Here is a 21,856-nt window from a genome sequence, read left to right as displayed (position 1 = left end):
ATCGTTGTCAAGGTGTTTTTTAGACTTATTGTGAAAATGAATTTAACTTTTTGGGGAAATCTTGGACGCCGATGCGGCTGATAAAATGAGTGGAAGATTCAAGGAATCACCAAGTCAAAGTTTAAAGGCAGCAACTTATAGAGATAAGGCTTGCTCTAAATCCTGAATAATATCGTCTTCATTTTCAATGCCCACAGATAAGCGAAGCAGACAGCCCGAGATTCCTAGACGATTCCGCACATCAACAGGCACATCGGCATGGGTCTGTACAGCGGGTAATGTAATTAGGGATTCTACTCCACCAAGGCTCTCCGCAAAGCGAATGAGCTTAACCTCACGTAATATGGTCGGAACTAATTTTGCATCATCGACAACAAAAGATAACATACCGCCATAACCAGATGCTTGACGGTCATGTATAGCCTTTCCAGGATGATCATCAAGACCTGGATAATAAACTTTCACCACTCTTGGATGTTTTTGGAGCCATTTTGCGACGGCTAAGGCATTGGAATTATGTTTTTCCATTCGTATAGCTAGGGTTTTAATACTGCGAATGAGTAGCCAGCTGTCATTTGGACCTAAGATACCACCAGTAGAATTTTGTATATAACGAATGCGTTCACCAAGTTCAAGATCTTTTGCTACGATGAGTCCACAAACTAAATCATTATGTCCCGATAAGTATTTACTGCCACTGTGAATGACCACATCAGCTCCTAGTTCAAGAGGACGCTGAAAATAAGGGGTTAAAAAAGTATTATCAACAATCGTATGAATACCATGAGGTTGGGCAACTTTTATAACTGCAGAGATATCTACAATTTTCATGAGGGGGTTGGTTGGTGTTTCAACGATAATTGCTTTTGTTGAAGGTGTGATGGCGTCCACGATTTCGTTAAGATGGCTGCCATCAACAAAGGTGACTGTTAAACCAAAATTGTTAAAAACTTTATCGATGACGCGGTAAGTACCGCCATAACAATCTTCAATCACAATTAAATGATCACCTGTCTTGTAAATCATCAATAATGCCGTAATAGCGGCCATACCTGAAGCAAAAGCAAGTCCTAAGCTGCCGCCTTCGAGGGTAGCGATTCCTTCTTCTAAGACCTTGCGAGTAGGATTCTGACTACGTGTATAGTCAAAACCTGTACTTTGACCAAGGGCAGGGTGACGGAATGTTGCCGATTGATAAATCGGTGTGCTAATTGCACCTGTTTTTTCATCAGTACAGACACCAATATGAACAATTTTCGAGTGTAGATTCATAGAAACCTCCTTATTATATGACCGTAAAATAATAGTAAAAAAACAAACCTCTTTCCGATTTTCGAGGAAAGAGGTTTGCGAACTTGCAACATCTTCCTCTCATCTCTCAGGATTATCATCCTGCTGGAGTTAGCACCGTGACATTGCTGCCGGTTGCCGGGTGTCATAGGGCCAGTCCCTCGACCACTCTGGATAAGAAGTTTAATTTTTTAATGATAATATCATAATCAGTGATATGATGTCAATATTTATATATATAAGTTGTATTAAAGAAATTAACTTCAATATCGCATTTTTGATGTTTGGAGTTAAAAATTTTTGTATTAGTATATAAAATTTCTTAATCAAAATAGATTGACACGTAAAAGTTATCATGGTACAATCAGAAAAATTAAATAAAACAGCCGATTGGAAAACCAAAGGCTAAGAGTATGTCCTATTCAAGGGCGGATACTCTTAGTCTTTTTTATTTTATTAAAAATTAAGTAATAAGGAGGACGATGAAAATGAAATTTGTAAAGCTTGGACTTATAGTGGCACTGGTTGTTGCAGTAGCTGGGGGAATAAGCGGATGCTCTACTTCTACGAATACGGCAGAAAACAAAAATGTGAAAGTTAGGATTGCTCATTTCCCTAATATTACTCATTCTCAAGCCCTTGTGGGCAGAGCCAATGGTGAGTTTCAGAAAGCATTAGGAGAATCAAATCCCATTGAATGGAAAACATTTAATGCGGGTCCTGCAGAAATTGAAGCTCTATTTGCTGGTGAAGTAGATATCGGTTATATCGGACCTGGTCCTGCGATTAATGGTTATACGAAATCGAAAGGTGATTTGCAGATTATTGCAGGAGCAACAGATGCAGGGGCCATTTTAATTACAAGAAAAGATTTAGTGTTAACGAATGTAAAAGAATTAAGTGGTAAAAAGGTTGCTGTTCCCCAATTCGGCAATACCCAAGATTTATCTCTGCGCCATATTTTACAGGAAAATGGCTTAAAGGATACGACCAAAGGTGGTACGGTAGAAGTTAGGCAAGCGGATAATCCTGATATAAAAACCTTACTTGATAAAGGCGAAATTGATGCTGCTCTTGTTCCCGAACCATGGGGAGCACGTCTTGTGAGTGAAGTCAAAGCGAATATATTGTTAGATCAAAAACAAGTGTGGCGTGATGGGAATTATACGACAGCTGTTGTTGTTGCCAATACGAAATTTATTAAAGAACATCCTGAACTCATTGAAAAATTTCTTCGAACTCATGTTGAGTTAACATCTTATATTAATCAAAATCCTGAGAAAGCAAAAGAAAGTATAAATGCACAAATCAAAGAGCTAACAGGTAAACCTTTGGCCAAACAAATCTTGGATGATGCTTTTAAACGCTTAACAGTGACCAATGATCCAGAAAAAGATTCTGTAGTTGATTTTGTAAAGTTGTCTTTAGATGCAGGGTTTATTAAAGCAGCTCCAGACCTTAAAGATTTGTTTAACTTTAAAATTTTAAATAAAGTGCTAAAAGAAAAAGGGCTAAAAGAAATAGAAAATTGAGGTGCTATGGATGAGTGTCATTGTAGAGAATGTAAGTAAAAGTTTTATCACAAAAACCGATAAGATCAATACTCTCCATAACATTAATGTTGAGTTTCATAAAGGTGAATTTGTTTGCATTTTGGGACCATCAGGGTGTGGAAAATCCACGCTCCTCAATATTATTGCTGGTCTCGAACAGGCCACAACGGGTAGAGTAATTTGTAATGGTAACGAGGTGAAAGAGGCCGGTCCTGATCGTGTTGTCATGTTTCAAGAGGCCGCCTTATTTCCCTGGCTTAAAGTCATTGATAATGTTGAATTTGGGATGAAACTTGCCGGAATTCCAAAAGCTGAGCGGCGAGAAAAAGCAGAGAAGTATCTTAAAATGGTGCATTTAACTCGGTTTCAAAATTGTTTCATTCATGAATTATCTGGAGGAATGAGGCAGCGAGTTGCACTGGCGAGAGCCTTAACTCTTGATTCAGAAGTACTTTTGATGGATGAACCCTTTGCAGCTCTTGATAGTCAGACGAAGAGTATTCTCCAGGTTGAACTCCAACAAATTTGGCTTGAAACAAAAAAGAATATTATCTTTGTCACTCATAATGTGGAGGAGGCTGTTCTTTTAGCTGATCGAGTCATTGTTATGGCAGCGAACCCTGGGGTTATTAAAAAAGAGTTTCACATTCAGCTTGCCAGACCCAGGCAGCCTGAAAATGTTGATTTAGCTTATCTGGCAGCAGATATTATGAAAGAATTGAAAGAGGAGGTGGAGAAAGTTGCCAAAGCTGAATTCGACAATGATTGGACTAGTAAAAAAGATACTATTTTATCTGATTCTGATAGCAATATGGGAACTGGCATATAAAATTGGTGTAGATTGGTTACGGTTATGGAAACCTTATATTTTTCCATCTCCCATCGCTGTTTTCACGACCTTATGGGATTTGATTGCTGATGGTAGTTTAGGTATTGCAGTTTTTGCCAGTGCTAAACGCATCATTGTTGGTTATTTATTATCCATTGTTATTGGGATTATTGTAGGGCTTGCTATTGTACGGTTTAAATATCTTGATGAACATGTAAGCCCATTGATCTTAGGATTACAAACCCTACCAAGTATTTGTTGGTTACCTTTTTCTATTCTCTGGTATGGATTAAATGAGAGCGCTATTATTTTTGTTATTACAATTGGTTCTACTTTTGCGGTCTCGATTGCCATTGAGTCTGGGATGAAAAACATCAATCCTCTCTTTGTGCGGGCAGCAAAAACCATGGGAGCTAAAGGTTTTAATCTGTATTGGAATGTGATTATTCCAGCCAGTTTGCCGAGCATTATTTCTGGTTTAAAACAAGGTTGGTCTTTTGCTTGGCGGGCGCTCATGGCTGGGGAAATGATTTCAGCCACTAAGGGATTGGGGCAAGTTCTGATGGTGGGGAGAGATCTAGCTGATATTAGCCAGGTTATGGCTATTATGATTGTAATTGTTGTACTCGGAGTTGCTGTGGATAAGCTGATCTTTGGTCGGATGGAGATCAATATTAGGCAAAAATGGGGATTGGATAAGGTCTAATCAACCGTCCTTAATGTGAAAGTAGGTGCTACACAGGTGGAGTTAGAAATTAAAAATCTTGAAACTGATATTCTGATTATTGGTGGAGGAACGGCTGGTTGTTTTGCCGCTATCACCATTGCTGAAAAATCAGGGGCGAAGGTTATAATTGCTGAAAAAGCAAATATCAAACGAAGTGGTTGTTTGGCGGCTGGTGTTAATGCCTTAAATGCTTATATTGTCAAAGGTCAAACACCGGAATCTTATTTAAATTATGTTAAAAATGATGCTGAAGGTCTGGTGCGAGAAGATCTTGTATATACCATGGCCCAAGGTCTCAATTCTGTTACAGAAAAAATGGAAAAATTAGGACTTGTTATTCTAAAGGATGAGGTTGGAGAATATGTGTCTAGGGGCACGCGGAATATAAAAATTAACGGGGAAAATATTAAGCCACTCCTTGCTGATGCTGTGGAGAAAGAATCTCAGGTTACAGTACTTAATCGCGTTTCTATTACAGATTATATTGTAGAAGAGGGAAAAGTAATCGGAGCTTATGGTTTTTCTCTTGATACTCATATTTTATATGTGATTTCTGCTAAAGCTGTAATCTGTACCACGGGAGGTGCCGCAGGGCTTTATAAGCCAAACAATCCAGGATTTTCTAAACATAAAATGTGGTATTCTCCCTTTAATACGGGAGCTGGTTATGCCATGGGCATACGAGCTGGGGCTGAAATGACGACTTTTGAAATGCGTTTTATTGCCTTGCGTTGTAAAGATACCATTGCACCTACAGGTACCATTGCCCAAGGGATAGGGGCGCAACAAATTAATAGTCTGGGCGTAGAATATGACAAAAGTACTGGCATCCCCAAAACTTCCATTCGTATGTATTCGACAGTAATGGAAAATCGAGAAGGCCGCGGACCTTGTTATTTACAAACAGTTGGAATTACGGAAAAACAAGAAGACGATCTTTATAAAGCGTATCTTAATATGGCGCCTGCCCAAACCTTACGGTGGCTGGAAAGCGGCAAAGGACCAGCTAAAGAAAATGTTGAAATTGAAGGTACTGAACCTTATATCGTTGGTGGCCATACAGGCAGTGGTTATTGGGTAGATACGGCTAGAGGGACGACCATCCCTGGGCTATATGCAGCTGGTGATGTAGCAGGGGGAAGTCCTCAGAAATACGTAACAGGCTGTTTTGTAGAAGGTGAAATTGCGGCCTTGTCGGCATTAACTTATGTACAAGACAAAAGTAATAAGGCACCTAACGTTAAAGATGTTCAACAAAAATTGATAAAGATCAATGGTTTTTTACAGGATGATTCGGGACTTTATACAGTGGAAGAAATCGAAGATGCCATGCAGAAAGTCATGGATGATTATGCGGGTGGAATTTCTTCGGGATATGTTTTTAATCATGCTAAACTGCAAGTTGCTAAAAAGCGAATTGGTGAACTACTAGTCATTAGTCAACAGCTAAAAGCAAGTGATTTACATCAGCTGATGTTTATCCATGAAGTGATAGATCGTCTTTATGTTTGTACAACTCTCATTGAACATCTTGAGGCTAGACAAGAGACCCGATGGCACTCTTTCCAAGAAAATGCGGATTATCCTAAACAAGATGATGAAAATTGGTTAAAATTTGTTAATTCACAGTTGGAAGATGGAAAAGTTAAGATCATATTACGGGATTTAGTAAAGAAGGATGACGTTTATGAGCATAATGATTGATAGTCACAAATGTACAGGCTGCGGAAAATGCCGTCAGGTATGCCCTGGTAGCTTGCTTTATAAAAATGGTGCTGGAAAAACGGAAATAAAATATCCCAAAGAATGTTGGGGCTGCACCTCTTGTGTAAAAGAATGTAATGATCATGCCATTAAATATTATCTTGGTACAGATATGGGTGGGCAAGGAAGCTTTTTATATACCAAACGGGAAGGGCAACTCCTTCATTGGATTGTTGTTGCACCAGATGGTAGTGAACAAAAGCTGACCACAGATAAAAACCAAGCTAATGCATATTAAGGAGGATAAGAATATGGACCATTTAGATCGATTAGAAGCGCAAAGTATTTTTATATTAAGAGAAGCCTACAAAAAATTTGGTAAACTCGGGATGTTGTGGTCAATCGGTAAAGACTCAACGGTTATGTTATGGCTGGCTAAGAAAGCGTTTTTCGGTCACTGCCCATTTCCTTTTATCCATGTGGATACAACCAATAAAATTCCAGAAATGATTGCCTTTCGGGATCGAATGGCGAAAGAATACAATATAGAACTCATTGTCCATAAGAACCAAGAGGCTTTAGATGCTGGCATGGGGCCACACCAAGGAAGACTTGTTTGCTGCAAAGCGTTGAAAACAGATGGTCTGCAGCAGGTTGTTACTAAATATGAATTTGAAGGGTTAATTTTAGGAATTCGCCGCGATGAGGAAGGATCACGTTCGAAAGAACGGGTATTTAGTGAACGGAATAAAGATTCAGAGTGGGATTACACGAACCAAGCTCCAGAACTTTGGGATCAGTTCAAGACTGACTTCCCTAAAGGTAACCACATTCGAGTCCATCCGATTTTACATTGGAATGAAATGGACATATGGGCCTATATCGAACGAGAAAATATTGAACTCGTTGATCTGTATTTCGCGAAAAATGGTAAACGCTATCGCAGTTTAGGGTGCGCTCCATGCACAGGACAAATCGATTCTAATGCTGTGACAGTAAAAGAAATCATTGAAGAACTTAAAAATACTAAAGTAGGCGAGAGAGCCGGGAGAGCACAAGACCAAGAAGATTCCTATGCTATGCAAAAACTTCGCAAGGATGGGTATATGTAGCACTGTGGACGAAATTTGATCTATTTTAAGGAGGAAAACCATGGATATTACAAGAGAAGTATTAAACATTGTTGTTGTAGGACACGTTGATCATGGCAAGTCCACAGTCATCGGTCGTTTATTATATGATACAAAATCCCTACCTGAGGGAGCCATTGATCGGGTTAAGAAAATTGCTAAGGAAAAAGGTAAACCTTTTGAATACGCTTATCTCCTTGATGCTTTTGAAGAAGAACAAAAACAAGGGATAACAATTGATACTACACAATTACAGTTCCGTACTGATAAACGGGATTATGTCATTATTGATGCCCCGGGTCACAAAGAATTTTTGAAAAATATGATCTCTGGAGCAGCAAGCGCCGAGGCGGCTCTCCTTATTATTGATGCTAATGAAGGTATTCAGGAACAATCAAAAAGACATGGCTATATTTTATCACTGCTTGGGATACAAAAAGCCTATGTGTTAGTCAATAAAATGGACCTCATTGATTATTCAGAAGAAAAATTTAATGCGATTAAGCAAGAAATGAATGAGTTTTTGAACGGTCTTCATGTATATCCTTTAAAATATATACCTATTTCTGCTTTTAATGGAGAGAATATCACAACTGAATCTGATAAAATGCCATGGTACAAAGGGGAACCAATCCTCAAGGCCATTGATTTATTTGAAAAAGATAAAGGCCTTGAAGGCAAACCACTGCGTTTTCCTATACAAGATGTTTACAAGTTTGATAACAGGCGGATTATTGCCGGTCGAATTGAAGCTGGTACCTTGAAAACTGGTGATGAAATTCTCATCTCTCCCAGCAACAAAGTAACAAAGGTAAAAAGCATTGAGTATTGGGCTGATAAAGACAAGAAAGATAGTATTTCTGCTGGTATGTCTGTAGGCATTACTGTAGAAGATGAGTTTTTTAATCAACGTGGTGAATTCATTTCTCATACCTATGATACGCCTAAAACGGCAGATGTTTTTAAAGTCAGCTTATTTTGGATGGGAAAAAATGATCTAGTTAAAAATAAGGAATATAAATTCAAGTTGGCTACACAAGAAGTAGAGTGCGAAATTTATGCGATTAATAAGGTCATTGATGCCACAACCTTAGAAAATATTGAAAATGCCAATCAAGCAAAAACTAATGATGTGGCTGAAGTTACGATTAAAACGAAAAGACCAATCTGTTTTGATGAATTTAGAAATAATCAAAATACAGGACGTTTTGTCATTGTTGATGGTTATGATGTATGTGGTGGCGGCATTGTGACAGGACTCGTACAAGAACGTCAATTAGTGAGCAAATTCCTGAAACAAGATGCTGAAATTGTGGTCAGCGCTTTTGATGAATATTATTATCTATTCTCTGAAAACGGGATCAAAAAAATCGGTGCGATTCCTCATTCTTTTGCTATTGGCGACGTTATACCATCCACTGGTGTGACCTATGAATATCCAGGAGATTTTAATGTTTTGGACTTGAAAACTAATCTTGTCGCTAAGATCAGAAAATCCAAATTACAAGATATTGGGGCGCTTAGTGATTATGAATATGATGCCCTACCTTTTATTGATTCACAAGGATCATTTATTCGGATTCATTCCGCCGAAGAGTTTGCGAAATTTGTAGCAGATCTTGGAGCTCTTCAGCAGTCAGGACAGTCTAAATTAACTGCTTTTGCAAATCAATGGTTTGAGTTTATGAAATTTAGACAAATACGCTATTTAACAGCAGTAAAAGCATTGGAAATTGAATATCAAATTTAAAGTTGATGCTAATTGGAAAACCGAAGGCTAAGACATATCTGATTGATATGATCTTAGCCTTTTCAGTTTATGAAAAAAAAGATATACTTGCTCTTAATAGAGATTTTTTAGGTTTTGTAAGGAGGGAGGAGAAAGCTATGGAACAACAGATCATCATTCATACAGATTCGCATCAACTAAGTGGTGTACTGCATATACCTAAATGTACTAAAGAGGAAAAGAAACCTGCTGTAGTCATATGTCATGGGTTTATTAGCAGTAAAGTTGGACAACATCGAATTTTTGTTAAAACAGCCCGTCAGCTATGTCAGGCTGGTTTTGTAGTATTACGCTTTGATTTTAGCGGTTGTGGTGAGAGTTCAGGTGAGTATCGGGATGTTACCATCACTCAGCAGATTCAGGAAGCTAGTAAGGCAATTGATCGCTTACTAGAGCATCCTAATGTGAATTGCAAACAAATCACATTAGTCGGTCATAGTTTAGGAGGGGCTATTGCAGCAAGTGTAGCATCTGTGGATGATAGAATCCATCGGCTGATTTTGCTATCGCCTGTGGCGAATCCTTTTGATGATATTACCCAGATTGTAGGCCCAGAACTTTACGAAAAATGTCTTAAAGAGAGTGTTATTAATTATGAAGGGTTTGAAATCGGGCGGGAATTATTTCTCTCTTTGCCCACTATACGGCCTCTCGAGGCAATTCATCAATTTCAAGGTGATGTATTACTGATTCATGGAAGTGATGATAAGGATACACCACTAGAAAATGCTTACCAATATAAACGGATATTGGAAAAGAGATCGCAAGGTCATTGCAACTTATACGTGATAAAGGGAGCCGATCATACTTATAATTCTCCATTATGGGAAAAAGAGCTACAAACAATGATACTACAATGGCTTGCATAAAAAATAATTCCCTGTACTAGATTAGTACAGGGAATTATTGATTTAAATCGCAAAGTTACTCAGTCACATTATTCTCTTTGCTTTTATGAAATAAACGTCCTGCTAGATCACGGATAAATGACAAGCTTTCCACGACTACGAAGAGAGTATAAAGAAGTAAGGATAACATAAATACATTTTTTATCGTTGGATTTACAATGATTGATTGAACGCTAGCTTTAGCAGCTTCGATTATCGTATGGTTTACAGGATGCGGCGGGTTTATCATTAAAAAAACAAATAACCCTAAAATTCCTAAACAAGCATATAATTTACCTAGTTTAACCAATTCTTTTACTGCTGACATAATAATACCCCCTTGTGAAATAACTTTAAAGTTCCCTATTTAGTTCTAGCTGTTAATTAAATTCATAATCGGATAAGCTACCTCTATTACTATATGATTACCTATTTAAAATGTCAATTAATATCCTATGGAGTACTACATTTTGCTGAGTTTTTCAAATCAATACATGGACTAGGATGATAAATTATTATAAAATTTTGTAGTAATGGACTGTATTGTAAATAGGCAAAAAAGAGTAGAAAAAATAAAGATTTTAGTTAAAGTATGACCATACAATTCTATCTATCAGAAAGAAAAAGAGGTATACTAAGCCTAAAAGGAGAAAAAACGGCAATTGGTAGAGATTGATGAGAAAGGGGCAAAAATATGGTAGGAGATTTGAGTATAAAGCCAACAGTGATTTGTATTTTTGGTGCATCTGGTGATTTAGCTCAGCGAAAAATTATACCAGCTATCTATGATTTATTTATGAATGACCTGCTGCCTGATCCATTTTGTATTATTGGTTTAGCTCGTACTTCCTTAGGCGATGATGGTTTTCGCCAGCAACTACGAAGTGGAGTCGAAAAATTTTCTCGCAGTGGAATCCATAAGGAAGAGGATTGGGATAAATTTGCAAGTGCTGTGACATATAGTAAACTTGATTATCAGGATTCTACCATTTATAAATCCTTGCTCGAACAATTAGATCAAGGGTGGCAAAAGTCAGCCACTAAGATTTTTTATCTAGCAACACCACCGACCTTATTTGAACCCATTGTAAAGCAGTTAGGCCAATCTAGAATCCTTCATGGAAACGACCAATATAGAATTGTCATTGAAAAACCTTTTGGGCGGGATTTAGAGTCAGCACAAGAGTTAAATAAAATATTGGCAGATGTTTTTGATGAATCCCAAACTTATCGCATTGATCACTATCTTGGGAAAGAAACCGTACAAAACATCTTAGCCTTTCGATTTGCTAATGCCATGTGGGAACCGATCTGGAATCGAAGTTACATTAATCATGTACAAATTACCGTTGCTGAACAGGTTGGTGTCGGAAGACGCGGTGGTTATTATGAAAACGCAGGAGCCCTTAGGGATATGATTCAGAATCATTTGCTGCAACTCATGTGCTTAGTCGCCATGGAACCGCCTACTTCTTTTAACGCTGAGGAAATTCGTAATAAAAAAGTAGATGTATTGCATGCAATTCGTCCTATTACCACAGAAGATGTAGCAAAAGTCGCTGTACGCGCCCAATATGTGAGTGGAGTGGTGGACGGTAAACATGTCCCAGGTTATCTGGAAGAAGAGAATGTAGCGGCTGACTCTAGAACGGAAACCTTTGCAGCGATTAAATTTTATATTGATAATTGGCGTTGGCAAGGGGTTCCCTTTTATCTACGCACTGGTAAGTGTATGGGAGCGCGCGCTTCGGAAATATCCTTGCAATTTCGGCCTGTTCCTCATCATCCTTTTTCTGAAAAGGTAATTCAACCTAATCGTCTAGCCATTCAAATCGCACCAGAAGAAGGGATTATGCTACGAACCCAGGCTAAGGAGCCAGGGCCTGTTATGAAAATTAAGCCAGTTGAAATGCATTATAGTTATAATGAAGTTTTCCAAGTATCATCGCCAGAAGCCTATGAAACTTTGCTATTGGATATTATGCGCGGTGACCCTGGCTTATTTATGCGCAGTGATCAAGTGGAAATGGCTTGGACTGTATTGGGATCGATCTTAGAAACCTGGCAAAATGATAGAGAAAATCCATTGCCTAGTTATGTTGCAGGGGAGTGGGGACCCCAGGAAGCTGAAAATCTCATTACTGCAGATGGACGAGAATGGTTAAAACCTGCATGCCTAGAATGTGAAATCAGAAAAGAGGGATCAGATGGCAACGATTAAAGTCTATGAAAATGCACAGCAACTAAGTATAGAAGCTGCAGAATTATTTGTTAAGACCGTAGAACAAGCAGTACAAAGTCGGGGCATTTGCCATGTTTCTTTAGCTGGAGGAGGGACGCCACGTAAAACCTATGAACTGCTAAGGTCGGAACCTTATTGTAGTCGTCTGCCTTGGCAAGCAATTCATTTCTATTGGGGTGATGAGCGGTGTGTACCCCAAACTCATTCTTTGAGCAATCAAGAGATGGCGCGCCAGGCTTTTTTGAATCATGTCGCCATTCCAGAGGAGAATATTCATCCTATTATCTATGAGGATTCGCCATGTGATGCTGCGAAAAATTATGAAAAAGTATTGCACTCTACTTTTAGTCATCAAGCACCACAGTTTGATTTTGTCTTCTTAGGATTAGGTGATGATGGGCATACAGCCTCTCTTTTTCCTGGGACTGATGTTCTCAAGGTGCAAAATGATTGGGTAAGCCATGTCTACCTTCAAGAGCAAGACATGTATCGGGTGACCTTAACACCTGAAATCTTAAACCAAGCAAGGATGATTGCTTTTTTGGTTACTGGTCAGGGAAAAGCTCAGGTCATTCAAAAAATTTTAGAAAAAACATCTGCATCTCAATCCTTTCCTGCGCAGTTGATTAGGCCTACCCATGGTGAAGTATATTGGCTACTTGATGAGGAAGCAGCTAGTTTTTTGCAATCTGATATAAACAATACATAAGCATAGTCATTTAATTTCTTTCTGAATAGGAAAACCCGTGTCGATAATGACACGGGTTTTTCTCTTTATCTAGTTCCGTAATTTTCACCTTTGCTAATAGCAGCTTGGGCAGCTGATAAACGAGCAATAGGCACACGGTAAGGGGAGCAACTAACAAAATCAAGACCAATTTCATGGCAGAATGCAATGGAATTGGATTCGCCACCGTGCTCGCCACAAATGCCAATCAGCAAATCAGGGCGTGTTTGGCGACCGTTGGTTACTGCAATTTTCATGAGTTGTCCTACGCCTTTGCGATCGAGGGTAATAAAAGGGTTTTCGGCTAAGATTTTCATATCTAAATAATGATTTAAGAATTTACCTTCGGCGTCATCACGGCTAAACCCTAAGCAGGTTTGAGTCAGATCATTAGTACCAAAGCTGAAAAACTCAGCAACCTCCGCCAATTCTCCTGCAAGGAGGGCCGCACGTGGTAATTCGATCATTGTACCCGATAGATAATGAAAAGTCGCTTGATGTTTTTCCATGGTATTTTTAGCAATTGTATCAATTTTTTCTTTAAAGAAGGCCATTTCAGCTTTACCAATTGTCAGAGGAATTTCGATTTCTGGTAATACGGTATAACCTTCTAATGTTAGGCGGACAGCAGCATTGCAGATGGCTTGCATTTGCATTTCATAAATTTCAGGGAAGGTAATACCTAGGCGGCATCCTCTGTGTCCAAGCATAGGATTGGATTCGTGCAGTGCACGAACTTTTTTCAATAAGCTTTCTTTTTCAGCAAGTAATGGCATATTAGATTGTGTGATTCGTAGCTGGGTTGTTTCGATCAATAAATCTTCTAAACTAGGTAAAAATTCATGAAGCGGTGGATCTAGCAGACGGATGCATACAGGATAGCCTTCCATGGCCTTTAAAATACCATAAAAATCATTTTCTTGAATGGGAAGCAGGTAAGAAAGGGCATCATGACGTTCTGCAGGATTTTCTGCCAAGATCATGCGTTGTACATGAGGGAGACGGTCATGCCCCATGAACATATGCTCAGTGCGAGTGAGTCCAATACCTTTAGCGCCAAATTCACGGGCTTTTTGTGCATCTTCAGGAGTGTCGGCATTCGCGCGAACATCGAGACGTTTTACCTCATCGGCCCAAGCTAAAATAGCCAGATATTCTGTCGATAACTCTGGATCAACCATTGGCACTAGCCCCAAAATGACTCGACCTGTTGCGCCATCGATGGATACAAGATCTCCTTCCTTAATGATGGTTTGTCCGACAGTAACGGTTTTCTTAGTGTAGTCGATTTTTAGAGCTTCACAACCACATACGCATGGCTTGCCCATCCCGCGCGCGACTACAGCAGCATGGCTTGTCATACCGCCACGACTGGTCAAGATTCCTTGTGCAGCAATAATACCGTGTATATCGTCAGGTGTTGTCTCGGTACGAACGAGCAAAACTTTTGCACCTGTCTTACCGAGTTGTTCTGCATGATCAGCATCAAAGACAACAACACCAGAAGCCGCGCCTGGCGATGCAGGGAGTCCTGTGGCAATGACATTTAATGTAGCGTTACTATCAATTTGACGATGTAAGAGTTGATCCAGTTGTCCAGGTTCAATCAATAAAAGTGCTTCTTCTTTGGTAATCAAACCTTCCATGGCTAAGTCATGGGCAATTTTGATTCCAGCTTGGGCTGTGCGCTTACCATTTCTAGTTTGCAAGATAAAGAGTTTTCCTTTTTCAATGGTGAACTCAATGTCTTGTACGTTTTTATAGTGTTGTTCTAAGATATGAGCTGTATTTGCGAATTGGGCATAAACTTCAGGCATTTCTGATTCTAATTTAGCGATCGGTTGAGGGGTTCGGATACCTGCAACGACATCCTCGCCTTGAGCATTGGTCAAATATTCCCCATAAAGGATATTTTCTCCAGTTGATGGATTTCGTGTGAAAGCTACTCCTGTACCGCAATCGTTACCCATATTGCCAAAGACCATGGATTGAATATTGACAGCTGTACCTAAATTATGGTCAATTTTATTTAAATTACGATAGATAAAAGCGCGATCATTATTCCAAGAGCGAAAAACAGCTTCAATTGATAAAAATAATTGGTCAATAGGTTCTTCAGGGAAGGGGGAACCTGTCCTTTCGATGACCAAAATTTTATAGCTGTCAATGATAGCACGTAAGGTTTCCGCAGATAATTCTTGGTCATAAGTGACACCTTGCTGTTTTTTATGTTCAGCGAGTAAATGTTCAAAATCATGTTTTGGAATTTCCAAAACAACATCAGAAAACATTTGAATAAAACGGCGGTAAGAGTCATAGGCAAAGACTAAGTTTCCTGTATTTTTAGCAACAGCTTGTACTGTTGTTTCATTCAGACCTAAATTCAATACTGTATCCATCATACCTGGCATGGAAAAAACAGCACCTGAGCGCACTGATACTAAAAGTGGATTTGTCGTATCGCCCAATTTTTTGCCAATTGCGGTCTCAAGGGTGGTTAAATTTTCGCGTACTTCATCGATGATATTTTGTGGCAGTTTTTGATCTGCCTTATAATATTCAGCGCAAGCTGCTGTGCTAATCGTCATACCGGGAGGAACAGGTAACCCGATATTGGTCATTTCACATAAATTGGCTCCCTTGCCTCCGAGTAGTGAACGCATATCTGCAGAACCTTGGTTAAATAAATAAACAAATTTTTCCATCAATTATTAACCCCTTTGCGGTAAATTTCCATGACCTTAGCAGCCGTTTCTTCAGTTGCTTTATTCGTAACATCAATAATTGGACAACCTATTTTACGCATAATTCCTTGCCCATATTCAAGTTCCTCAATAATACGTTCCATATTGGCATATGAGGTAGATGGTTGGAGTCCCATAGCTTTTAAACGTTCACGACGTATTTCGTAGAGTAAAGACGGTTTAATCATAAGACCAATTACCTTATGAGGCGGTACTAAAAAGAGCTCTGGCGGCGGTGCGACTTCTTTCACTAAAGGAACATTAGCTGCTTTGACGCCTTGATGAGCTAGGTACATACAGAGTGGTGTTTTAGAGGCGCGTGAAACTCCTGTAATGACAATATCAGCCTGTAATAGTCCTCGTGGCTCTTTACCATCATCAAATTTAACGGCAAATTCAATGGCTTCAATTTTGGCAAAATAGGCATCATCAATTTTACGAATGAGTCCTGGTTCATTACGCGGTGATAAATCAGAGATTGATGACAGTGCATTGACGACTGGTCCCATAATATCTACATGTACAAGACCCAATGCTTTTGCTTTTGTCTCGAGTACCATTTTTAAATCAGGACGCACCAAGGTATACAGAATTGCACTCTTAGTTTGAGCTGCTTCCTTAAGGGCTAGTTCGATCTGTTCAGCTGATTTTAAATAAGGTTTGCGTCGAATTCTAATATTTCCTTCATCAAATTGACTCAGAGCCGCTTTAGCGACCATTTCTCCAGTTTCACCAATGGAATCAGACAGTATGTAAATTAGAGAGACTTGACTGTTCGATAAAGTATGCAAATTAGATCTCCTTCAACTTAGGCATCTTCAAAAAATAACTGCTTATTTTCTTTCAGAGACCTTATTTCTCGACTAATTTTACAAACAGATGTGTAATATTAGTCTTTGTAAAACGCCCTACTACTTCAAAGGTTGTTTGATCACCTACTTTTATTATTTTGACTACCGGTAAAGCATCCACTTGATGGTGCAATAATTTTTGTGCTGCAGCCAATACGGATTCCTCCGGTGTGGTCAAAATGATATTAGGCATTCTGGTCATGATAATGCCTACCGGTAGCTCATTACTATTTTTGCCACCCATTGCGGCTTTTAGAAGGTCTTTGCGTGAGATAGCTCCTTCTAAGCAATTATTGTCAGATACTACAAAGATAGTACCTACATCTTCAATAAATAAGGTAACGATGGCATCATAAACCGAGCTGCTTTCATTTACCACGATAGGACGAGAATAAACATCGCCGACTAAAATGCTATCGAATTCAGTGTTTTTTAAGGTTTTAAGATTTTGGGCGGTAAAATAATAACCAACTCTTGGTTTGGCGCCCACCAGCCCAGTCATTGTTAAAATTGCTAAATCTGATCGTAAGGCTGCACGACTCAGATTTAACTTTTCAGCAATATGGCTGCCGGTGATGGGACCAAAAGATTGAATAATTTCTAATATGTTAGTTTGTCGTATTGTAAGTTGGATAATAAAGTCACCTTCTTAGAAAAAGTAAACACTATATCGTGTTATTTATTATATAGTATACTACATTTAAATAATAATACCTGCATAAATAGAAAATAAAATAATAAAAATTTACATTATATTTATATTTTTGATATTTTTTGCTAAAAAATTTTAGTTTACCATAGCTAAATGGGTAATGTGTTGAGCTAATATAGTGAAACAGAGGGACTTAAGGGAGGAGGGTGTAGTACTATTGTCCTATAAAATAATGGACAAACATACCAATTATTGCTATAATTAGTATGAATTAATTGAATAATAAGGAATTTCTATCATTCAATTCAAGTGAAAAGCTATGGACTAAAAAACCTAAGTATGTTTATGATTACCAGGTTGTCAATTTAGCCAAGGCTAAAATGTACTACCAGACTAAAAAGTCTGGTTTTTTTACGTAATCAGAAAGCATAACACTTTCTCGATTACATGTAAGGACAACTAAGACTTTGGTCTGCACTGAGGCTTGACCGAAGTCGAGTTTTCTTTAGTATTTTAAAGTATTTGGGCGATCTGTACTTTCGCCTGTGATAACAAGTATTAAAACCTAAGGATGTATAGCGTATTGAGCTAGGAAAGAATAGGAGGAAATAGGCGTTATGTGGGAAGTGCTATTTTTTAAATATACCGCGATAATATTGGCTGTGATAGGAAGTTTAATAGGATATTCTATTTATATGGTTCATGATGTAGTTAGGCTAAGTGATCCAATTACGAAAATTGCAGGAATTGGCCTATTCAGCATTCTCATTCCTGCTCTCGCTGGTTCCTTATGTGGGAAGCTAATACAAAATTTGCATGAATTCGCTCATCGCGACCAATTGACAAGTCTTTGGAATGGTAGGTATTTTCATTCTGAACTCACCAAAGAAATGGTACGATTAAAACGCACTCAGTCGACATCATGTATGGCACTGATTGATATTGATGATTTTAAAAAAATAAATGATACTTATGGGCACTTAATCGGCGATGAAGTTTTAAGGAATATTGCAAGTGTCTTTGAGAAAAATACGCGCGCAAATGATGTCGTCGTGAGACTCGGTGGCGATGAATTTGTCATTTTATTCCCAGATACAAATTTAGAATGTGCATCATTGCTTACTGAAAAATTAAGGGAAATGATCGCAAATCATAGGGAGTGTTATCAAGCAACAATTAGTGTTGGTGTTTTATTAGTTCATGCAAATGTAGAAGTAACTCAGTTGCTTAAATTAGTGGATGAAACTTTATACCAAGCTAAGAAAACAAAAAATTTGGTTGTTGTAGATAGTTATTCATAAAAATATTTTTATAGAGAAGAAGGAATAATAAGAACATTGTCTAATTAAATAAACTAAATATGGTATACCAAAGATCGATCAATGAGTTATGTAATAACAGGAGATTAAAATGGATCATTTGATGATTAGTGAACAAATTTCGGAGGTCAAACAACTTCGAGATATTATTTTTGAACATTTACGGCAAGAAATCCTTGATGGTCATTTAAAACCAGATGATCGATTGATTGAAAGAGATATAGCGACCAAACTTAATGTCAGTCGTACACCTATTCGTGAAGCGTTACGCAAATTAGAATCAGAGGGTTTTGTTGAACATGTACCGCGCAAAGGCGTAATTGTTCGTGGTTTTAATATGACAGAAATTGAAGAAATCTACGATATTCGTAAGGAACTAGAATGTTTAGTTGTACGTAAAGCCATTAGTAAAATTACAAATGAAGATATTCAAATGCTCAAACGGATTTTAGAAGGACTTGAGACAGAAGAAACAATGGATCAACTTCAATCAACAGCAAAGGGTTTAGATCAATTTGATGAAGTTATTTTAAATATGACACAGATGCCTTTGCTCAAGAATTTTGTTTACAATTTGAAAGAATCTTTGATTCGATACCGAAGAATCAACTTGTCTAATGCCCCAAGGCGTAAAAGTGCCATTTGTGAACATAAAGCCATCTTACAAGCAATTATTAATCGTGATGTACCTCAAGCGGAGAGACTTACAATTGAGCATATTGATCATGCAAGAGATGAATTATTAAAAAAATGTCAATTATATAAATGAGGTTTCGAAAAAATACAATTCTAGAAAACCTCATTTTTTCAAATTAGTTTTGGTATACCGTATACCAAAACTAATTTGAAAAAATAGAAAATTGATCGCGTCGGTATATCAGAAATGAGATGTAGAATATCAATTGTTATATAAAATATTTTAGTACAACTTATGTAGTAATTATAATCATTCTTGGTATACCGTATGCCAAAAATAATGATATTACCCTAATAAATATATGAAAGTTCATATTTTTATATAAGTTACCTCAAAAAAGTAGAAAGAAGTGTGATTTGTATGGTTGAGTTATTAGGTAAGGGAGTTTATCTTCTACAAGGACAGATCCTTGTAGAAGATGCTGACAAATTGGGTGTAGAAAAAGTTAATCAACGGTTAGCTTCTGAGGGGTTACCGCCGCTAGTAAGCGAGAACATTGAGCAGGAGCAAGCTCGTACTGGCACAATTGCTCATCAAATTTTGACTAAACATAATACGACAGATAACAAAAAAGATTTGAAGTTACGTTTTGATGCCTTAGCTTCTCATGACATTACTTATGTTGGTATTATCCAGACTGCTTGTGCAAGTGGATTAAAGGAATTTCCTGTACCATACGTTTTAACAAATTGTCATAATAGTCTGTGTGCCGTTGGTGGGACGATCAATGAAGATGATCATGTTTTTGGTTTTTCAGCAGCGCAAAAGTATGGAGGAATTTTTGTTCCGACACATCAGGCGGTTATTCATCAATATATGAGAGAGATGATGGCTAAGTGTGGCAATATGATTCTTGGTTCTGATAGCCATACACGTTATGGTGCATTAGGCACAATGGCGATTGGTGAAGGTGGCGGAGAAATTGCTAAGCAATTATTAAAACGTACTTATGATATTGCCTATCCTGAAGTGATTGGTGTATATCTAGAGGGACGTCCTGTCCTAGGTGTTGGTCCTCAAGATGTTGCTTTGGCAATCATTAAAGCTGTATTTAAAAATGGATTTGTTAAAAATAAAGTGATGGAGTTTGTTGGGCCTGGTATCAATCATCTTACTGTAGATTTCCGAAATGGGATTGATGTCATGACGACTGAGACCACTTGTCTATCTTCAATTTGGCGCACGGATGAACAAGTGCAAGATTATTATGCGATCCATGGCCGCCCTGAGGCTTATCATCAATTAGATCCTAAAGAAGTCAGCTATTATGATGGTCTTATTAAAGTGGACTTAAGTCGTGTTGAACCAATGATTGCTTTACCTTTTCACCCTAGTAATGCGTGGACTATTTCTGAACTAAATCAAAATGCGGCTGATATTTTACGCCAGGTCGAAATTGAAGGCCGGCAGCAAATTGATAATCCTGGAATTACATTTCAGCTGATGGATAAGCTCGTTAATGGGCGGCTTAAAGTCGACCAAGCTGTTGTTGCTGGCTGCGCTGGTGGCACTTTTGAAAATATTGTGGCAGTGTCTCAAATTATTGGACAAAAATCTCTTGGAGATTTTTCCCTAAGTGTGTATCCATCCAGTCAACCTGTATTTTTAGAACTGATGAATAATCGGGCTATTGAAAATTTAACCATTGCGGGTGCGACCATAAGAACTGCTTTCTGCGGACCTTGTTTTGGTGCTGGTGATGTTCCAGCTAATAATGCTTTAAGTATTCGTCATACGACACGCAATTTTATGAATCGTGAAGGGTCAAAACCCGATCATGGCCAATTGGCTTCAGTGGCATTAATGGATGCTAGGTCAATCGCTGCTACGGCTCTAAATGGTGGCCTATTGACGCCTGCTACAGAAGTTGAGAATTGCAAATCAATACCAGAATATCATTTTAATCGACAAGTCTATGACAATCGAATTTACCAGGGATTTGGTAATCCTCATGCTGAAGAAGAGCTGGTGTTTGGTCCGAATATCATTCCATGGCCTAAGATGCGATCATTGCCAGAAAATTTATTGCTGAAAGTCGCTACCGTCATTCATGATCCAGTGACGACAACGGATGAGTTAATACCTTCTGGTGAAACCTCATCATTCCGTTCTAATCCAATGAAACTTGCAGAATTTACTCTATCACGTAAAGATCCTGCTTATGTAGGGCGAGCAAAAGCTATTCAAAACATTGAATTGAAACGGCAAGAACTTGTGGCTGTAGATGAGCCGATAACAGAGATCGACCATGTCTTTGCCCCAGTTTTAGCTGATCAACAAAAAACGCCTGAACAGCTATGGCAATTTGTTAAGGAAACTGGACTAGGAAGTGTTGTCGTTGCTATTAAACCTGGTGATGGTTCGGCTCGTGAACAAGCAGCATCCTGTCAAAAAGTTTTAGGCACAGATGCAAATGTTGCCGTTGAATATGCGACTAAGCGTTATCGCAGTAATCTGATCAACTGGGGAATGGTTCCTTTCACCATTACTGAAGCAGATCTATCTAAATTTGGAATTGATGATTTACTCTATATTCCAGGTATCCGCCAGTCTGTGCAGCAAGGTGATGAAAAAGTACAGGCATATATTGTGAACTCTGCAGGCAGAGTTGCGATTGAATTAAAACTTGAAAATTTATCCAAGGATGATCGAGACATTATTTTAGCAGGGTGTTTGATTAATTACTACGCAAAATAAAAGGGGGGAGGTTTTTCA

18 protein-coding genes and 1 riboswitch are annotated in these 21,856 nt (G+C 38.3%); of the genes, 13 read left to right on the top strand and 5 right to left on the bottom strand.

Annotated elements, in window-relative coordinates; all coding sequences use genetic code 11:
• Window positions 1–135: 135 nt before the first annotated feature.
• On the bottom strand, window positions 136–1,272 hold the full coding sequence (locus tag ACAN52_RS02075; RefSeq protein WP_378951463.1) for a trans-sulfuration enzyme family protein: 1,137 nt from the start codon (window positions 1,270–1,272) through the stop codon (window positions 136–138).
• Window positions 1,273–1,368: 96 nt separating this feature from the next.
• Window positions 1,369–1,471: riboswitch (SAM riboswitch) on the bottom strand.
• Between the two features lie 307 nt (window positions 1,472–1,778).
• On the opposite strand from ACAN52_RS02075, the gene ACAN52_RS02070 reads away from it, so the two are divergent.
• Genes ACAN52_RS02070 through ACAN52_RS02035 form a run of 8 tightly spaced genes read left to right on the top strand, consistent with a single transcriptional unit; the run spans window position 1,779 to window position 9,891 of the window.
• Entirely contained in the window at window positions 1,779–2,822 is a 1,044-nt protein-coding gene (locus tag ACAN52_RS02070) for an aliphatic sulfonate ABC transporter substrate-binding protein (protein ID WP_378951460.1), read from the top strand.
• A 10-nt stretch (window positions 2,823–2,832) separates the two neighbouring features.
• The gene (locus ACAN52_RS02065) at window positions 2,833–3,672 is read left to right on the top strand and encodes an ABC transporter ATP-binding protein (RefSeq protein ID WP_378951457.1); all 840 of its coding nucleotides are present in this window, start codon (window positions 2,833–2,835) and stop codon (window positions 3,670–3,672) included.
• The gene (locus tag ACAN52_RS02060) at window positions 3,584–4,378 is read left to right on the top strand and encodes an ABC transporter permease (protein ID WP_378951454.1); all 795 of its coding nucleotides are present in this window, start codon (window positions 3,584–3,586) and stop codon (window positions 4,376–4,378) included. The genes ACAN52_RS02065 and ACAN52_RS02060 overlap by 89 nt, the downstream gene beginning before the upstream one ends.
• 36 nt (window positions 4,379–4,414) lie before the next feature.
• Window positions 4,415–6,103: an adenylyl-sulfate reductase subunit alpha gene (locus ACAN52_RS02055; RefSeq protein ID WP_378951451.1), complete on the top strand. Its 1,689-nt coding sequence runs from the start codon at window positions 4,415–4,417 to the stop codon at window positions 6,101–6,103.
• Window positions 6,087–6,401 (top strand): ferredoxin family protein, encoded by a 315-nt coding sequence (locus tag ACAN52_RS02050; protein ID WP_378951448.1) that lies wholly within the window; start codon window positions 6,087–6,089, stop codon window positions 6,399–6,401. The genes ACAN52_RS02055 and ACAN52_RS02050 overlap by 17 nt, the downstream gene beginning before the upstream one ends.
• A 13-nt stretch (window positions 6,402–6,414) precedes the next feature.
• On the top strand, window positions 6,415–7,215 hold the full coding sequence (gene cysD, locus ACAN52_RS02045) for a sulfate adenylyltransferase subunit CysD (protein WP_378951445.1): 801 nt from the start codon (window positions 6,415–6,417) through the stop codon (window positions 7,213–7,215).
• A 40-nt stretch (window positions 7,216–7,255) separates the two neighbouring features.
• Window positions 7,256–8,983: a sulfate adenylyltransferase subunit 1 gene (locus ACAN52_RS02040; RefSeq protein ID WP_378951442.1), complete on the top strand. Its 1,728-nt coding sequence runs from the start codon at window positions 7,256–7,258 to the stop codon at window positions 8,981–8,983.
• Between the two features lie 5 nt (window positions 8,984–8,988).
• Window positions 8,989–9,891 carry an alpha/beta hydrolase gene (locus tag ACAN52_RS02035; protein WP_378951439.1) on the top strand — a complete coding sequence of 301 codons (903 nt, stop codon included), beginning with the start codon at window positions 8,989–8,991 and terminating at the stop codon, window positions 9,889–9,891.
• Window positions 9,892–9,946: 55 nt separating this feature from the next.
• Here the strand turns inward: ACAN52_RS02035 and ACAN52_RS02030 are convergent, their stop codons facing one another.
• Window positions 9,947–10,237, bottom strand: coding sequence for a hypothetical protein (locus ACAN52_RS02030; protein ID WP_378951436.1), 291 nt, complete (start codon window positions 10,235–10,237; stop codon window positions 9,947–9,949).
• A 366-nt stretch (window positions 10,238–10,603) separates the two neighbouring features.
• Between ACAN52_RS02030 and zwf the strand changes: the two genes are divergently transcribed.
• Window positions 10,604–12,130 (top strand): glucose-6-phosphate dehydrogenase, encoded by a 1,527-nt coding sequence (zwf, locus tag ACAN52_RS02025; RefSeq protein WP_378951433.1) that lies wholly within the window; start codon window positions 10,604–10,606, stop codon window positions 12,128–12,130.
• Window positions 12,117–12,860 carry a 6-phosphogluconolactonase gene (gene pgl, locus ACAN52_RS02020; RefSeq protein ID WP_378951430.1) on the top strand — a complete coding sequence of 248 codons (744 nt, stop codon included), beginning with the start codon at window positions 12,117–12,119 and terminating at the stop codon, window positions 12,858–12,860. The genes zwf and pgl overlap by 14 nt, the downstream gene beginning before the upstream one ends.
• 65 nt (window positions 12,861–12,925) lie before the next feature.
• Here pgl and ppdK read toward each other — a convergent pair whose 3' ends face one another.
• From ppdK to ACAN52_RS02005, 3 genes are all read right to left on the bottom strand, one after another.
• Window positions 12,926–15,583, bottom strand: coding sequence for a pyruvate, phosphate dikinase (gene ppdK / locus ACAN52_RS02015; RefSeq protein WP_378951427.1), 2,658 nt, complete (start codon window positions 15,581–15,583; stop codon window positions 12,926–12,928).
• A complete protein-coding gene (locus ACAN52_RS02010) occupies window positions 15,583–16,413 on the bottom strand; it encodes a pyruvate, water dikinase regulatory protein (RefSeq protein ID WP_378951424.1) in 831 nt (276 codons plus the stop codon). The genes ppdK and ACAN52_RS02010 overlap by 1 nt, the downstream gene beginning before the upstream one ends.
• A 61-nt stretch (window positions 16,414–16,474) precedes the next feature.
• Window positions 16,475–17,080: a helix-turn-helix transcriptional regulator gene (locus ACAN52_RS02005; RefSeq protein ID WP_378951819.1), complete on the bottom strand. Its 606-nt coding sequence runs from the start codon at window positions 17,078–17,080 to the stop codon at window positions 16,475–16,477.
• A gap of 662 nt (window positions 17,081–17,742) precedes the next feature.
• On the opposite strand from ACAN52_RS02005, the gene ACAN52_RS02000 reads away from it, so the two are divergent.
• The 3 genes from ACAN52_RS02000 (at window position 17,743) to ACAN52_RS01990 (ending at window position 21,838) form a co-directional block, all read left to right on the top strand.
• Window positions 17,743–18,426: a GGDEF domain-containing protein gene (locus ACAN52_RS02000; RefSeq protein ID WP_378951421.1), complete on the top strand. Its 684-nt coding sequence runs from the start codon at window positions 17,743–17,745 to the stop codon at window positions 18,424–18,426.
• Window positions 18,427–18,535: 109 nt separating this feature from the next.
• The gene (locus ACAN52_RS01995; protein WP_378951418.1) at window positions 18,536–19,213 is read left to right on the top strand and encodes a GntR family transcriptional regulator; all 678 of its coding nucleotides are present in this window, start codon (window positions 18,536–18,538) and stop codon (window positions 19,211–19,213) included.
• Between the two features lie 288 nt (window positions 19,214–19,501).
• Window positions 19,502–21,838, top strand: a complete 2,337-nt coding sequence (locus tag ACAN52_RS01990; RefSeq protein ID WP_378951415.1) for a hydratase — start codon at window positions 19,502–19,504, stop codon at window positions 21,836–21,838.
• Window positions 21,839–21,856 lie beyond the last annotated feature (18 nt).

It is taken from the genome of Pelosinus sp. sgz500959, assembly GCF_042610375.1.
Taxonomy (GTDB): Bacteria; Bacillota; Negativicutes; order DSM-13327; family DSM-13327; genus CTSoil-075.
The sequence above is the reverse complement of the archived record's forward strand: the minus strand, read 5'-3'. Positions and strand labels throughout refer to the sequence as shown.